We start from the raw sequence: 14630 nt of genomic DNA on the forward strand, positions 1-14630 counted from the left end.
AATTGCTTAACAAGCGAAATAGCATTTGCTACAGATTACCTGTCCATTACATGGTGCTTTTCGGAGGAAAACATGTCCATTAATTCTATCAACCATGATGAAATGACAAATATTGCAAATAAGTGGGATGCTGAAGAAGAAGTATCTTTCAAACCAGAAAAGAAAATGAAATCTGCTGAAGCTCGTCGTCGTATTGAAGCTCTAAGAGAAATTAGAGAAAGCGGTTTTAGCCTGGAAGAAGCGAGGGAGCTAGGTCTAATTCATTAACAATCCCCATTGCATTTAGAAGGGTGGCGCACCGCCACCCTTTGATTTATATGCCTTTTTTAAAGAAGTTTGTGCTTTTTATAAGTAAACCATGCTCCTTGCCTCTCACCATTTAAATCCATTGTCCTTCCTCTACATTATTTGTTCTCGACTAAAAACATGCCCTTGGCATACTCTTTAACTAAGTTGTTTGACAGTTATATGCAACGCCACTAATTTTAAAGTTAAAGCAAAAATATGCGATGTTGTTGGTAAGGAGAAGGCTATGTCTAATTCGGTGGCTAAAGCCAAAGAAGTGCTGTTCTATGAACCTGAAGATCCAAACGGGTACCTGTCAAATTTTGCCGCTTGTCCTATCAAAATCGACGATCAAGTTTGGGCAACCAGCGAGCATTATTATCAAGCGATGAAGTTTGCCTCTCAAGCGCTGCGTAACACCATTCTCGAAGCCTCGACTCCTGCTGAAGCATTCTCTTTAAGCCGTGATTATGAAGACCAAGTTCGGGAAGATTGGTATGACATTCGTGTTGAAGTGATGCAGTTCATTGTCACAGAGAAGTTCAGGCAGAACCCACAGTTTGCGTTGTTTCTTACTAATACCGGAGATTCGGTGATAAAAGAACATTCGCACAAAGACCACTTCTGGGGGGATGGTGGCGATGGAACCGGCGAGAACCATTTAGGCAAGATTCTGATGGCAGTACGACAAGAGCTTCGTACTCAGCAACTGCATTTGATTGCTGCACACTAATCCATTTACCTCCGTGGTTCCAAATTAAGTAGGTCGATTACAGGTAAACTCTTTTAGCCCTTAAAGATGAATTAAAAAAGGCCGCCCTACTTAGCTTCTGTGCTAATCAGGGCAGCCTTTTAGGCTTAAGAGCGAGTTAGTCATCGAAGAGAGCTAAATTACGATACCTAAGCTATACCTTTATGCGAAGGTTACAACTGATGCTGTTGCTATAAGTAACTCTGTACGATGTCGTTGAGCTGACCATCGTCTTTCATTTGGTCGAGGCGCTGGTCGATGAAGCTTTGCAGTTTAGGATCCATCTCTGGGTCAAATGCTAAATGGATGGGGTAGTTATTAATCACTGAGCCAAACTCTTGCATCTGGTAGTCATCAATACTGAGTTTCTGCTCATTTAGGTTGTATTTGATTCGAGATTCCATTTCAACAAAAACGGTATCACCCGGAGTTCGGTTTAATACACGAAAAGCCGCGCTGTAATCTTTAACTCGAATCTCGTTAAGCTTACCTTGTTGGATATAAGGCTCTAGATTTGGATATTCAAACCCCACCAGCAATACAACCGCTTTTCCGTTTAAATCATCGATAGTGTTGAACTCAAATGGCTTCTTGCCGCTGCTAAGTAACACATGTTTTACATTGTAAATCGGATCTTTAGACAGGTTTACAGATTGGATATTTCCCCAACTTGGGCTGCCATAGGTGACCCAGTTTGGATTCTCTCTAGCGTCGAGCTTATCGATCATTCGGTTGAAAGGGTAGGTGTGGTAATCGATCTCGTATTGGCTGTCGTCAAATACGGCTTCAACAATATCCGAAACCATTCCTCTGTGAGATGACCCGTCAGTTTCGATCTGAAAAGGTTGCGCTTGGCTTGCAATAATGTAGTAGTGAACAGGTTCGCTTGCAAAAGCATAACTGCTTGAAAACAAACTGACTATGGATGCAACTATTAGATGTTTTTTCATAACCTTCCCTAGTTATTTGATGAATGACTACTATTATACTAGTTGAGTAATTGTAGTTTGCTAGGATAACAATAATGGTAATTTTTGTATGGTGAATAAAGGAAAACGCTATATTGGACTCTCCCGACAGTTGATCGGGGTAATCATCGCAATCAGTACCTTATTCACAGTCATAGTGACAGGTCTAGGTTTGTATGTGGAGTACCAAAATCGAGTTTCTTTTATCAGTTCTCAGATCGAACAAGTTAAGGATGGTTATCTTTCTGGCTTAACCGCCAGTTTGTGGGTTGAAGACCGAGAGCAACTGTTTGTGCAAGCTGAAGGTATCTCCCGCTTACCCTCGGTCAGTTATCTGTTAATAGAAAGCCCCGATGAAAAAATTTTAGAATTAGGTCAACAGACGTCCGGTCAGTCTTATTCTCAATCTTGGGATATGGTGCATCAGATGGGAGGCTCAGAGTTCCAACTGGCGACGCTCACGGTGCAGTCTGATCTAAGTATGATTCTCAACGACTTTGAAGACCGGGTGTTATTATTGCTCGCCTTCGAAGCAGTTAAAATCTTCTTATTGTCTCTGGTATGTTTAACCATCGTCTACCGCCTTGTAGTTAAGCGCTTAATGACCATGTCTTCTCAGATCAACCATCAACAGGTTGAAGACAACAAACCGCGATTTCTAACACCCACTAACTCTACATACAGTGATGAGATCTCTACACTAGAGAGTAGCTACAATCAGTCGATTGAACGTATTCGTCAACAATACCAAGAATTGGAAAAAGCCAAAGATACTGCAGAGGTAGCGAACCGCAACAAGAGTGAATTTCTTGCCAACATGAGCCACGAAATCCGCACTCCAATGAACGGGATTATCGGGCTTTCATCACTGCTTTCTGAAATGGATATGCCGAAAGAGCAAAAAGAGTATGTCGACATGCTCAACACCTCTTCGCTTACTCTACTCGATTTAATCAATGACATTCTCGACTACTCGAAGATTGAAGCGGGTCGTTTAGAGCTTCAGCAAGAACCGATGAAAATGATGGGTATTGCTGCCGACGTAGAGTCGACCTTCAGAGTTAAAGCCGAGCAAAAAGGGCTCAAATTCCAACTGGCGATTGATCCTAAGATCCCAACCATGGTGATTGGCGATGGCACTCAGTTAAGACAAGTACTGAATAACCTAGTTGGCAATGCCATCAAATTTACCGAACATGGTCATGTCATGCTCTCACTTCGTTTAGAAGAAGTCATAGAGCCGGAACAAAAGCTCAGAGTGAAATTTGAGGTGACCGATAGTGGTATTGGTATCGCAGAAGACAAGCAACAATCGGTATTCGATAAGTTTCAACAAGCCGACGGTAGCACCACCCGCATCTACGGAGGCACGGGGCTTGGTCTTACGATATGCGATAAGATCGTGACCTTAATGGGCAGTAAGCTTGAGCTAACCAGTGTCGTAGGTAAGGGAAGTACATTCTACTTTACCGCTGACTTTGACCCGAGCTTAGACGTTGACGAGAGCAACATCGATTTTAATAAAGTCTCGGTACTTTTGGTTGATGACAGCCAGTTGAACATGCGTATTACCTCAACACAACTTCAATCATTCGGCGTTAAGTCTGAGTGCTGTGAAACCGCCACTCAAGCGTTAGAGCTTGTTTCAGAGTCTGTGGCGAAGTCGTTGCCTTATGATCTGGTGCTGATTGATAAAGTGATGCCGTCTATTGATGGATTCCAATTAGCAAGAAGTTTGATTGAGCGTTTTGACAAAGCTTGTCCGAAGCTAGTGATGATTTCTGCCGATCCTCGAAAACAGGATGAAGCACGCGCCAAACAAGTGGGTTTTGTTGCATACATTGCTCGCCCTTATCAAGATAATCAGCTTAAATGGACGCTGAGTGAAGTCCTTGCGAGATCGGCTGATACCTCAACCTTTACCTATCCAAATCGAGGTGAGGTCGCGTTTAAAGATAATCAACCCGTGCCATTAACCAAATCATCGAGTTCTGTTGAAGCTACAACATCTGCTTCTGTTAGAACGACACAAATAGACAAACAAGCTCCAATCAAAGAAGAGCCAAAACCAGTGGCTGCTCCGTTTAGTGGTAAGGTTTTGGTCGTTGAAGATTCTAGAGTGAATCAACAAGTCGCCAAAATGATGCTTAAGAAGCTGGGGTTTGAGGTGGATATTGCAGACAACGGTGAAATTGGTGTCGAGAAATTCCAGGCCAACGAATACGAGATGATTTTTATGGATTGCCAGATGCCAGTTCTTGATGGTTTCGAAGCGACCAAGCAGATCCGAGCGCTCGAAGAAGGAACCTCTAAACACATTCCGATCGTTGCGCTGACGGCCAACGTCGTGCAACGAGATAAGCATTTGTGCTTCGATGTGGGTATGGATGAATTTTTACCAAAACCCGTCAATCAAGGGAAACTGAGAGAGATCGTTGCCAGTTTCTTGTCGAAAGGAACTGAGTCGAGCAAGGAACATGAGCAGAAAATCGTTTAAGTTCAATTAGCTGATGTCTCGCTAAAGCATATCCAACTCTATAAGAAACTCCGACAGAATCAGTCGGAGTTTCTTTTTTTTGCTAATGAGCACTTGGTTAGCTAATACATCTAGTTAGCTAAATACACATAGTTAGTTAAATACATATAGTTAAATACGTCGCGTATCAATACTGATTGAATCCATAAGCTGTTGTATTTAAAAACAAGCATGTGTTGATTGTCATAGCCGTGAAATACAACTGCCACTAAAATATGCTCTTAATGTCACAATCCCGTTATAGCATGCAGCCAACTAGAACTCCTTTTTAACCTTAACGAAACTCAACCTGTGAGAGCCTAAGATGTTCAAACCTTTGTATGTATTTGATATGGATGAAACGCTGATCAATGCCGATGCAGCGATGCTTTGGAATGAGTTCTTGGTTGAAAAGGGCATTGCCACTGCGCCCAACTTTATTGATGAAGATAAGCGTTTAATGGGCCTGTATTCGGAAGGCAAATTGAACATGGAAGATTACCTAACATTTTCCATGCAGCCACTCGCGAACATGCCAACAGAGCAAGTTACTACTTTGGTGGAAGAGTGTGTCGAGAAGCATATTTTACCTAAGCAATTCAAGCAGTCGAAACCTTTGATTGAGCAGCTTGAGAATGATGATATCGACATGTTGATCATCTCTGCCAGCGTGACTTTCTTAGTGGAAGCGGTCGGTTGTAAGATTGGTATTGAGAACGCACTCGGTATCGATTTGGTAGAAAACCAAGGCCGCTTCACGTCTCAAATATCAGGTGTGCCAAGCTACCGTGAAGGTAAAGTCACCCGTTTAAAAGAGTGGTTAGACAATCAAGAAACCAACTACTCAGACATTCACTTTTATACCGATTCAATCAACGACTTACCTTTGTGTGAACACGCTGACTTTGCCTATCTGGTAAATCCATGCCCGCGTTTGAAAGCTTTAGCCGATCAACCGAATTGGTCGATTCTCAACTGGGATTAACACGAATCTTATAGTCGAATTAGGTTCGCTCTAGAACTCATCAAGCCGCTGACTACAGCGGCTTTTTTGCATCATCAGCCTAATGTTCGATTTATTACCTTAGCTGATAAAAGGATGCATGTAACAATTCAATAACATCTCTTGCTCTGCTGTAAATCAAACCACCATCTTTCAATCCCTTGATAGCACTCACTTTCTTGTCTTGACAGTTTGTGTGTAACAAATATTTTACAAACTGACAAGGTTTCATCGAAATTGCCCATTTTCCTCCACCCATTCCATTATCTCGGCTTGTGGGCCAAATTTAATTAAGGACAAAAAATACACAACACAACACAAAACCGATAGGTACAAGGAGAAAGTTCATGGTGGAGTCATACAACCCGCTTGGCACGGATGGATTCGAGTTTGTTGAATACACGGCCGTTGACCACAAGGGAATTGAGCAACTTAAAGCGCTGTTTGTGTCACTTGGTTTTGCTGAGATCGCCAAGCACCGCTCAAAAGAGGCTTGGCTGTATCGACAAGGTGACATCAACTTTATCGTCAATGAACAGCCTCACAGCCAAGCGGAAGCGTTCGCTAAAGTGCATGGGCCATCGGTCTGTGGCATGGCTTTTCGTGTCAATGAAGCAACCGCTGCAATGGAGCAAGCGTTTAAGGGCGGCGGTGAAGAGTACAAGACAGAAATAGGGCCGATGGAACTGAGCATTCCTGCCATTTACGGCATCGGTGAAAGCCTGCTCTATTTTGTGGATCGTTATGGCAAGCAGAGTATCTACGACGTCGACTTCCGATTCTATGACGATGCGGAACAGCGCATGGCCGAAGCCAATGTTGGTTTGTATGAAATCGACCACCTCACGCACAACGTTAAGCAAGGCAATATGGATGTGTGGTCTGGGTTCTATGAGCGTCTTGGTAACTTCCGCGAGATTCGTTACTTCGACATTGAAGGCAAGCTGACAGGCCTTGTGAGCCGCGCCATGACCTCACCGTGTGGCAAAATCCGTATCCCTATCAATGAGTCTTCCGACGACAAATCACAAATCGAAGAGTTTATTCGCGAATACAACGGCGAAGGTATCCAACACATCGCACTCGCAACGGATGACATCTACAAAACCGTGAAGACTCTGCGTGATCGCGGTATGGACTTTATGCCAACCCCTGATACCTACTATGAGAAAGTTGACGATCGTGTGAAAGGCCACGGGGAAGACACTGATTTGCTGCGCGACCTGCGTGTTCTGATTGATGGCGCGCCGACCAAAGACGGCATCTTGCTGCAAATTTTCACACAGACGGTAATTGGGCCTGTGTTCTTTGAAATCATTCAGCGCAAAGGCAACGAAGGCTTTGGTGAAGGTAACTTCAAGGCGCTGTTTGAATCGATTGAAGAGGACCAGATTCGTCGAGGAGTATTAGACGATGCATAAATGGATCTCGTTTCCTCATCGGGAGGGGGTGTGCTCTAAACAAGCGCACGCCGACTTCCCCGAAGAGGCAATTTATGAGCGAGAAGCGGGCCGAAGTGGATTCTTTGGCCCTGCCGCTCACTTTCATCACCAGCATGCCCCAACAGGTTGGTCGGAGTGGGAGGGGGATTTACGCCCTCGCGCTTTTGATTTTACGCTGGTGGAAAAAGCCAGCCAGATAACCCCTTGGGCGGTGCCTCATCTTTTGCACAATGCGGACTGCAAAATCCGCGTATGGCGCATGGATGAGAAGATGGATTTCTTAGTGCGTAACTCTGACGGCGATGAGCTGCTGTTCATTCACCAAGGCAGCGCCGATCTCTATTGTGACTATGGTCATCTAGCAGTGAGTGAAGGGGACTACGTGATGATCCCGCGCTCGACCAACTGGCGTTTAGAGCCAAGCGAGCCGATGTTTATCTTGATGATTGAGAATACAGACGCGGCTTACTCCCTGCCAGAGAAAGGCATGGTCGGCAATCATGCGGTGTTTGATCCGGCGGTACTCGATATCCCTTCAATCAACGATCAATTCCGCGCTCAGTATTCAGAAAACCAGACTCAGGTTCAGGTGAAGCGCCACGACAAAGTTAGCGTGATCACTTATCCGTTCAATCCATTGGATGCAATTGGCTGGCATGGTGATTTGGCCGTGGTGAAAGTGAATTGGCGCGATATCAGACCGCTGATGTCACACCGCTACCACTTGCCACCTTCTGCGCACACTACGTTTGTTGGCGCAGGCTTTGTGGTGTGCACCTTTGTACCACGCCCGATTGAGAGCGATCCCGGTGCGCTGAAAGTGCCGTTCTACCACAACAATGATGATTATGACGAAGTGCTTTTCTATCACGCGGGGGACTTCTTCAGCCGCGACAATATTGAAGCAGGCATGGTGACTTTCCACCCCGCGGGTTTCACGCATGGGCCTCATCCAAAGGCTTTTAAAGCGGGTCAGGCGCATAAGAAGAAGTTCACCGACGAAGTGGCGGTGATGATTGATACTCGCCATGCACTGCAGTTCTCTGACGAACTCGATAGCGTTGAGAACAAAGAATATGTCTACAGTTGGCAAGAGAAGTAAGGGGCAACAAGGATGAAATTAGCAAGCAAGAAAAATGGCACTCGCGACGGTCTACTGATGGTCGTAAGTAAAGATCTTAAACAATGTGTAGCTGCCACCGAAATCTTCCATGCGATGCATCTGGTGGCAACCATGCAAGTAGCTTTGGATAACTGGGATAGCGTTGCTTCTCAGTTAGAAGAGTTATACACCTCGTTAAACAACGGGCATGTGACAGGCAGTGAAGTGTTTGCACCTCAGTATTGTGAATCGCCTCTGCCACGTGCTTATCAATGGGCTGATGGCAGCGCGTATGTAAACCACGTTGAATTGGTGCGTAAAGCACGTGGTGCTGAAATGCCAGAAAGCTTCTGGGTCGATCCATTAATGTATCAAGGCGGTTCAGATGCCTTTATCGGCCCTCGTGACAACATCGAGTTTGCCAGCGACGAGTGGGGCATCGATTTCGAAGGTGAGGTTGCGATTGTCACCGGTGACGTGCCAATGGGTGCCAGTGCTAAACAGGCGCACGAGTCGATTCGATTACTGATGTTGGTGAACGATGTGTCGCTGCGCGGTTTGATTCCGGCTGAGCTCGCGAAAGGCTTTGGTTTCTTCCAGTCTAAGCCTTCTTCGGCGTTCTCCCCAGTTGCGGTAACACCTGATGAGCTTGGCGAGCAATGGAAAGGCAGCAAGGTACATCTATCGTTGATATCGACCTACAACGACCAGCCTTTTGGTTGTCCGAATGCCGGAATAGATATGACTTTCAACTTTGCAGAGCTAGTGGTGCATGCCGCGAAGACTCGCCCATTGTCAGCAGGTGCAATCATTGGCTCTGGCACGGTTTCCAATAAGCAAGGCACTGACCATGGCACCTCAATTACCGAGGGCGGTGTGGGTTATTCATGCATAGCTGAAGTTCGCATGATAGAGACGATTCGCGATGGTAAGCCTTCGACTCAATTCATGTCGTTTGGTGACTCGATCAAGCTTGAGATGTTCGATGTGGCGGGTAATTCTATTTTTGGCGCGATAGACCAAAAAGTGAGCCAGTATCGGGCGTTATAATCTACGTAATAGGATTTCAGTATGAGCGAGAGCATCGTGAACAAGAACATTATACTTTACGGTTACTGGCGCTCATCTGCAGCCTATCGAGTGCGTATCGGATTGAACCTAAAACAGCTAAACTATGAGTCGAAATCGGTGCATTTGGTGCGTAATGGCGGCGAGCAGCATGAACCACAATATCGCGAACTCAATGCCAGTGAGTTAGTGCCTGTGCTGGTGGATGGTGACGTTCAACTCAATCAGTCGCTGACGATTTTGCAATACTTGGACGAAAGCTATTTGTGTGAGAGCAGCCCAGACTCCTTGTTGATTCCTGAGCAAACACCACTGCGCTATCAAGCGTTGGCAATGGCTCAGGATATCGCGATGGAAATTCATCCTCTGAATAACCTGCGTGTGCTGCAGTATTTGGAGCGGGAATTGTCGTGCGAGCAAGAGGTAAAAATGGATTGGCTTCACTATTGGATGAGTCAAGGCTTCAGTGCACTAGAAGAGAAGTTAGCGAAGCACAGGAAAGCACATGGCGACTCGGTGTATAGCTTCTCGGGTTCTCCCTGTATTGTCGATATCTGCTTGGTGCCGCAGGTGTATAACGCGCTGCGCTTTGGCGTTGATATGTCACCTTATCCGCTGATTAACTCGATAGTCGAAGCGTGTAACCAGTTGCCCGCTTTTATTGAGGCGATGCCAGAGAACCAAGCGGATGCGAATGTAACTACGTAAGCGTATAGCAACAATTAACAATTAACAGTTGACTCCAACGGTAATGGCTATGTACTAGCAGGTATTTATTTTAGGTTATGCTTGACCTCATCGTAAATACTCACCTTTGCGCCACCAAACGATTACTGAACTGACGGAAGATATATTGGAATCAGTTATTTCAACGTGCTTTAGAATGCTTATAATGATGGTTTTGAGTTCGGCAGAGGTAAATTTCGGGGAAATATAATCGGGCTGAAAATAATCTAACCCAGACATAATATGACAGGCACTTATTTGAAAAGTGCCTGTCATAAAAGTTTTTAATTAGTACAATTAATCCAAACTTTCTATTATCAGTAATAGACTTTCTATATCACATAAATCACCACCAATTATTGCACTATGAGATGAATAATCATCAACTGTGATAATGTTGTCTCGGTATACTTTCAATCTACTGTTGGAATTTCGTATATAATGAATTGCTTTGGTAGCTGATACTCCCCCTAATTGAATAGCTCCAACTAGGTGGTTAGCCTCAGGTTTAGTATCTTCCCCCCATTGATGGGTAGAAATTAAATAGGTAGCCTCAAAGCTATTAACACCACTAGCCGCTGAACTTAAGCAGCTAATGCCACTGATTCTAGGGTTTATTTCAAGTAAATAGATACCACTTTCATTTGAAATAAAATCAACACAACATGCCCCAGAAAACTGAAGCGACGTTAATAGGTTGATTAGCTTATTCTTAATCTCTAAACTTAATGAAAGCTTGAATAAATTTTCATGAGACACTCTGATTGTATCAAAGTTAGAAATCGCCCCCCCCTTACTGTGACCCGTAAGGCATGGCGGTTGAAAAAAGTAAGAACCTGGTTTTCCAATTATTTCTATGCAACCGAGGTCGCCATCAATGAACTTCTCAACAAGAATTGACTGGTTCCCATTCTTACTCAACTCTACCGACAAATCTTCCTCATTAAAGATGACCTCTACACCATGCCCCATGCAATTCCATAATGGTTTAACAACTAGCGGAAATGACAGGTGATTTAAGAGTCTGCATTCTAATTCAACACGCTCATTGCCCTTTATTAATTCGCCTCTCGTAAACTCTCTATCTAGAATTTCCCAAGAAGGAGTTGGCAAATCATACTGTTCGAACAATACCTTTGTTGCTCGTTTATCAGATAGCCTATAAACAGCATTTAATGGGCCGGGTATACTCGACTTTGTATTGAAACTGGTTATATCTTCAATGGTACGCTCGTTTGGTATGGACCAGGATACCACTTGATTGTACTGAGTATTCAACACACACGCAGTATCCGTTGCAGCACCTTTAAGACTAACGCTTTCAGTTAAAGGTTGGTCTAGTAGTAGAAAGTCGGACATAGGGTTTGCTTGTTTTATCTTATCCCATGCTTCTTGAAGAAAAGGGGTACCTTGAGATACATCCAGTGATCTTACACATAAGCTCGATTTTTCGTTCATGCTATGCAAACCTCTGTATTCGCAATGAACTCATCCATCGCGACAGTTATACCGCTTGATTCATTTGATGCCATAATCGCCCAGCCAATACGTTCGATATTTGTAGAGCCAGGGCTAACCAGTGCCTCATAATTTACCGTAACACGAGATTCTAATATTTCCCCCGAAGTTAACTTATTGCACATTGTAACTTTTTTTAATGTACCTTCTTTGTTCGGTCTTAAAAAACTTATTCCAACATATCTTATTGGTCTTGAGGGAGAAAAATTAACGTCAAGGCATCCGGCAGATTGTTTCACGTAAACCAAAAGTGGGTTTTCATTGGTTGCTAGTGCTACTAGTTTTGGTATGTAATCACCGGCTGGGCGAGGGCAGCTTTCTAGGATTGTAGGCTCACCATTTTTATCCAGTTTAATCTCTGTGTGGCTTATACCATTTGAAACCCCTAGAGCTCTTGTTGCTTTTTCGGCTAGAGAAAGGATCTTTTGTTGTAAATCTTTAGGTATTGGAGCTGGGAATATATGACCAGTTTCAGCACGTGCACTTCCAGTTGTTGTAAACTTCATAGTTACACCCCAAGGGCAAAACTTACCGTTGATAGAGACAGCTTCAACACTAAATTCATTACCTGGTATATACTCCTGAACCAATATTTCATCACTAAAAGGGATTCCATGAGGGTACTCATGCGTCCATTGACCCGCATTTTTAATAGCCATTGGAAAATCACAATAGTTACTAACAACGCTCACACCAAATGACGCAGCATTTTCAGCCGGTTTTACAACTACTGGGTAATTTAACTCCTCATGATGAAGTTCGGTAAGTTGATTTCCACGACTCAGCTTAGCAATTAGTTTTGGGATACGGCATCCTGCATCACCTAGAACTTCTTGCATTACAAATTTATTTCTCCTAGCTTTAGCTAAAGCAACATCTGGTCCTGGTAAGTTAAGCTCGTATGCAACTTCAGCTGCAACATCTGTCAAGAACTCCCATGCGACAACAACCCCCGATACGGTATATTCTTTTCCTTTTGCAACGAGACAATTCACTGCTGAGGGTCCTTCTGAAAAGTCAACAAAAACAACAATATCAATAAGGTCTGTTAAGTGTTGTAGATAATTGGAGTAAACCTCCTCTGTAGTTGCAACAATTGATTTAAACCCACCTTCTTTAACTGCTTTTAGTAGAAGTTCTCCACCAGCTCCCATCGGCTCGATTATTAGAATAGAACGTTGTGTAAATTTAGTTTGAATAGACATATTCACCTACCTTGAATTTTTTGAACCCAATAGCCCAAATAACAATCATTAAGAAAATTACCGTTCCCCACATAAAATGCGTGCCAACATCCATTAACCAACCAAAAAGTGCAGGCGTAACTGCCATACCAATAGACCAAGTCATTTGGAACGCAGCCATATAATTACCATTATCCACACTGGGAGCTAACTCTATACTCAAAACGTTGATGGCTGGTGAAGAAATCATTTCAGCCACTGTATAAACAATCATCGCAAATATAAGAATAAGACCTATGATAATAGTATTATCAACAAATAAACTAGCGCACCAAAACAATACAAATGAAAGTACATTTATAACAAATGACTTTTTTAAATTATAAACTTTGTCATTAGACTTGGTCCAAAAAGCTACATGAGTACTGCATAATATGACAATTACTGTATTTAGTATTACTAGGCCACCCCCAAATGCTGCAGGTAAACCTAAGTATTTTGTGCAATACAATACGATTACAATAGGAATCACCATCGCAGACAAAACAAACCCAAAGTTAATTAGTAACAGGCTTCGGTATAACTCATCACTTAAAACAGTTAGAAAATTTTTCCTCTCTGCCTTTGAATTAATTGAAGTACTTACTTTTACTTCAACCTCATTTGGTTTCCACATATATAAAACTACACATGAGATAAAGTAAAGTATTGATGAGGCCAAAATAAGGAGATGTAGCCTATCTAAAGAATCACTTGTGAAAGCTATAGAACTTATTAAAGTACCAGTTCCAAGGCCTACATTTCTTATTGAAGAAATTAGTCCAAACCAAGTATGAATTCCTTTTCCACTAGATGCTAAAGTTACTAGCCCTCTACTGCATGTCCAGTAACTATGCGAGCCAGCTTGGATGAAAAATTGGGAAACGATAATGAGAAAAGGATCTCTAGCATAAATACATATAAGAAAGCCAATGCCTGTAATAAATTCACCAAGTATAGAAATGTTTTTAGGCCCATAATCATCTAGCCAACGACCTATAAACATAGGGAAAATAGATGATAGAACCCTACCAATTGTGATTGAAACACCAATTACTGAAAGGCTAATATCAGTCACTTCACTGAAGTAAAGTAACATAAAAGCCATTACTAAGCCGCCACCTGTAGCATTCAAAATTGCAGATGTAACGAATAGCTTAGAATGACCTAAATTAGGAATGGATACATTAAATGTTTTATTCATGCTGAGACCCACTTTTTATATTATCATTTCAAATTCAGTTGTTTGTTCTTGCATTTGTTTGAAAGCATAATAAAATTCAGGCGAAATATTATGAATTTCATAGAGATATTCTGTGCATTTCCATTTTCTGCTAAGGTACTCAATTGCAGCAATTTTGAAATCATCACCAGCCAATTCATTTACAAATGATTTGATGATCTCCTGGTCTACACCTAGTTTCAAAGCATTGAAGATTTTTAAAAACTTTGCAGAGTTACAAAAGAATTTGTCATTGATCTTCTTCTCAATTTCTAATGACTTATTGAAGTTGCCGGTTTTAGAGTATTTTTCAGATTCAAATACCATATCTAAGACACTATCCAAATCATGTAATGTTGTTGTAATATTTGTGTGACCCACTCCACACTCATACATGCTTTTAGGGTTTTCAATATGAGCAAGTTTCGATGCTGTGTTGAAGTGTCGATTGTAAATATGAAAAGTACCGACAAACCAAGATAATGTACCTACACGCCACCCCATTGTTGTTGCTACTAACTCATGTAGAACACTCCATTCGAAGAAATTAATTCCGCTGAAGCCCCAAATTGCATCATTCGCTCTTACAGCAACATTAAGATCTAAGTAACCATTTCTTTGTATGAAATGCAGCCAGTTATTACAAGGGACATCTTTGGTTTCTCTATAATCACTCGATGGGTCAAAGATGTTCATTACAGCTCGTTTGGTTACAGGGTCTTCTTTAAGTCGCTTAATCACCCCTTCAAACTGGTCGGTATTCCCATTCCACTTACGCAAACGAGGTCTCTGATCTGCTCCAGTTAG

The 14630-nt window shown here is 42.7% G+C and carries 14 protein-coding genes; 8 read left to right on the plus strand and 6 right to left on the minus strand.

The genetic code is table 11. The features are described 5' to 3' along the window. Window positions 1-72: 72 nt before the first annotated feature. Together AB4589_RS00305 and AB4589_RS00310 are read left to right on the plus strand one after the other, a co-directional pair. Window positions 73-267, plus strand: a complete 195-nt coding sequence (locus AB4589_RS00305; protein WP_004732575.1) for a PA3496 family putative envelope integrity protein — start codon at window positions 73-75, stop codon at window positions 265-267. A gap of 190 nt (window positions 268-457) precedes the next feature. Further along, a complete protein-coding gene (locus AB4589_RS00310) occupies window positions 458-1018 on the plus strand; it encodes an NADAR family protein (RefSeq protein ID WP_012601297.1) in 561 nt (186 codons plus the stop codon). 209 nt (window positions 1019-1227) lie between these two features. Here the strand turns inward: AB4589_RS00310 and AB4589_RS00315 are convergent, their stop codons facing one another. Further along, window positions 1228-1986, minus strand: coding sequence for an ABC transporter substrate-binding protein (locus AB4589_RS00315; protein WP_012601296.1), 759 nt, complete (start codon window positions 1984-1986; stop codon window positions 1228-1230). Between the two features lie 88 nt (window positions 1987-2074). Between AB4589_RS00315 and AB4589_RS00320 the strand changes: the two genes are divergently transcribed. Next, window positions 2075-4501 carry a response regulator gene (locus AB4589_RS00320; protein WP_372099073.1) on the plus strand — a complete coding sequence of 809 codons (2427 nt, stop codon included), beginning with the start codon at window positions 2075-2077 and terminating at the stop codon, window positions 4499-4501. 343 nt (window positions 4502-4844) lie between these two features. Beyond that, window positions 4845-5504 carry an HAD family phosphatase gene (locus AB4589_RS00325; RefSeq protein WP_009846025.1) on the plus strand — a complete coding sequence of 220 codons (660 nt, stop codon included), beginning with the start codon at window positions 4845-4847 and terminating at the stop codon, window positions 5502-5504. Window positions 5505-5598: 94 nt separating this feature from the next. Here AB4589_RS00325 and AB4589_RS00330 read toward each other — a convergent pair whose 3' ends face one another. Next, entirely contained in the window at window positions 5599-5781 is a 183-nt protein-coding gene (locus AB4589_RS00330; protein ID WP_135381105.1) for a hypothetical protein, read from the minus strand. An 88-nt stretch (window positions 5782-5869) separates the two neighbouring features. On the opposite strand from AB4589_RS00330, the gene hppD reads away from it, so the two are divergent. From hppD to maiA, 4 genes are read left to right on the plus strand one after another with little or no spacing between them, the layout of a single operon-like run. Beyond that, a complete protein-coding gene (gene hppD, locus AB4589_RS00335) occupies window positions 5870-6943 on the plus strand; it encodes a 4-hydroxyphenylpyruvate dioxygenase (RefSeq protein ID WP_076654173.1) in 1074 nt (357 codons plus the stop codon). Further along, window positions 6936-8066, plus strand: coding sequence for a homogentisate 1,2-dioxygenase (locus AB4589_RS00340; RefSeq protein WP_017075602.1), 1131 nt, complete (start codon window positions 6936-6938; stop codon window positions 8064-8066). Before hppD ends, AB4589_RS00340 begins: the two co-directional genes overlap by 8 nt. Window positions 8067-8078: 12 nt before the next feature. Beyond that, the gene (locus AB4589_RS00345) at window positions 8079-9116 is read left to right on the plus strand and encodes a fumarylacetoacetate hydrolase family protein (RefSeq protein ID WP_372099074.1); all 1038 of its coding nucleotides are present in this window, start codon (window positions 8079-8081) and stop codon (window positions 9114-9116) included. 21 nt (window positions 9117-9137) lie between these two features. Continuing rightward, a complete protein-coding gene (gene maiA, locus AB4589_RS00350; RefSeq protein WP_372099075.1) occupies window positions 9138-9842 on the plus strand; it encodes a maleylacetoacetate isomerase in 705 nt (234 codons plus the stop codon). Between the two features lie 315 nt (window positions 9843-10157). Here maiA and AB4589_RS00355 read toward each other — a convergent pair whose 3' ends face one another. The 4 genes from AB4589_RS00355 to AB4589_RS00370 all read right to left on the minus strand — a co-directional run. Then, a complete protein-coding gene (locus tag AB4589_RS00355) occupies window positions 10158-11318 on the minus strand; it encodes an ATP-grasp domain-containing protein (RefSeq protein WP_372099076.1) in 1161 nt (386 codons plus the stop codon). Beyond that, window positions 11315-12583, minus strand: coding sequence for an ATP-grasp domain-containing protein (locus tag AB4589_RS00360; protein WP_372099077.1), 1269 nt, complete (start codon window positions 12581-12583; stop codon window positions 11315-11317). Before AB4589_RS00360 ends, AB4589_RS00355 begins: the two co-directional genes overlap by 4 nt. Then, window positions 12567-13805, minus strand: coding sequence for an MFS transporter (locus AB4589_RS00365; RefSeq protein WP_372099078.1), 1239 nt, complete (start codon window positions 13803-13805; stop codon window positions 12567-12569). The genes AB4589_RS00360 and AB4589_RS00365 overlap by 17 nt, the downstream gene beginning before the upstream one ends. Before the next feature lie 15 nt (window positions 13806-13820). Then, the coding region (locus AB4589_RS00370) for a thymidylate synthase (RefSeq protein ID WP_372099079.1) at window positions 13821-14630 on the minus strand (810 nt) is incomplete at its 5' end.

Origin of the sequence: Vibrio sp. 10N.222.49.A3, from assembly GCF_041475145.1 — a bacterium.
GTDB classification, from domain to species: Bacteria; Pseudomonadota; Gammaproteobacteria; order Enterobacterales; family Vibrionaceae; genus Vibrio; species Vibrio tasmaniensis_A.

What these genes read in the sequence shown, in the direction of transcription:
- AB4589_RS00365 (WP_372099078.1), bottom strand. Translation starts at nt 13,805, where the DNA reads ATGAATAAAACATTTAATGTATCCATTCCTAATTTAGGTCATTCTAAG.
- AB4589_RS00325 (WP_009846025.1), top strand. Translation starts at nt 4,845, where the DNA reads ATGTTCAAACCTTTGTATGTATTTGATATGGATGAAACGCTGATCAAT.
- AB4589_RS00320 (WP_372099073.1), top strand. Translation starts at nt 2,075, where the DNA reads ATGGTGAATAAAGGAAAACGCTATATTGGACTCTCCCGACAGTTGATC.
- maiA (WP_372099075.1), top strand. Translation starts at nt 9,138, where the DNA reads ATGAGCGAGAGCATCGTGAACAAGAACATTATACTTTACGGTTACTGG.
- AB4589_RS00330 (WP_135381105.1), bottom strand. Translation starts at nt 5,781, where the DNA reads ATGGGTGGAGGAAAATGGGCAATTTCGATGAAACCTTGTCAGTTTGTA.
- AB4589_RS00315 (WP_012601296.1), bottom strand. Translation starts at nt 1,986, where the DNA reads ATGAAAAAACATCTAATAGTTGCATCCATAGTCAGTTTGTTTTCAAGC.
- AB4589_RS00340 (WP_017075602.1), top strand. Translation starts at nt 6,936, where the DNA reads ATGCATAAATGGATCTCGTTTCCTCATCGGGAGGGGGTGTGCTCTAAA.
- AB4589_RS00305 (WP_004732575.1), top strand. Translation starts at nt 73, where the DNA reads ATGTCCATTAATTCTATCAACCATGATGAAATGACAAATATTGCAAAT.
- AB4589_RS00355 (WP_372099076.1), bottom strand. Translation starts at nt 11,318, where the DNA reads ATGAACGAAAAATCGAGCTTATGTGTAAGATCACTGGATGTATCTCAA.
- AB4589_RS00360 (WP_372099077.1), bottom strand. Translation starts at nt 12,583, where the DNA reads ATGTCTATTCAAACTAAATTTACACAACGTTCTATTCTAATAATCGAG.
- hppD (WP_076654173.1), top strand. Translation starts at nt 5,870, where the DNA reads ATGGTGGAGTCATACAACCCGCTTGGCACGGATGGATTCGAGTTTGTT.
- AB4589_RS00345 (WP_372099074.1), top strand. Translation starts at nt 8,079, where the DNA reads ATGAAATTAGCAAGCAAGAAAAATGGCACTCGCGACGGTCTACTGATG.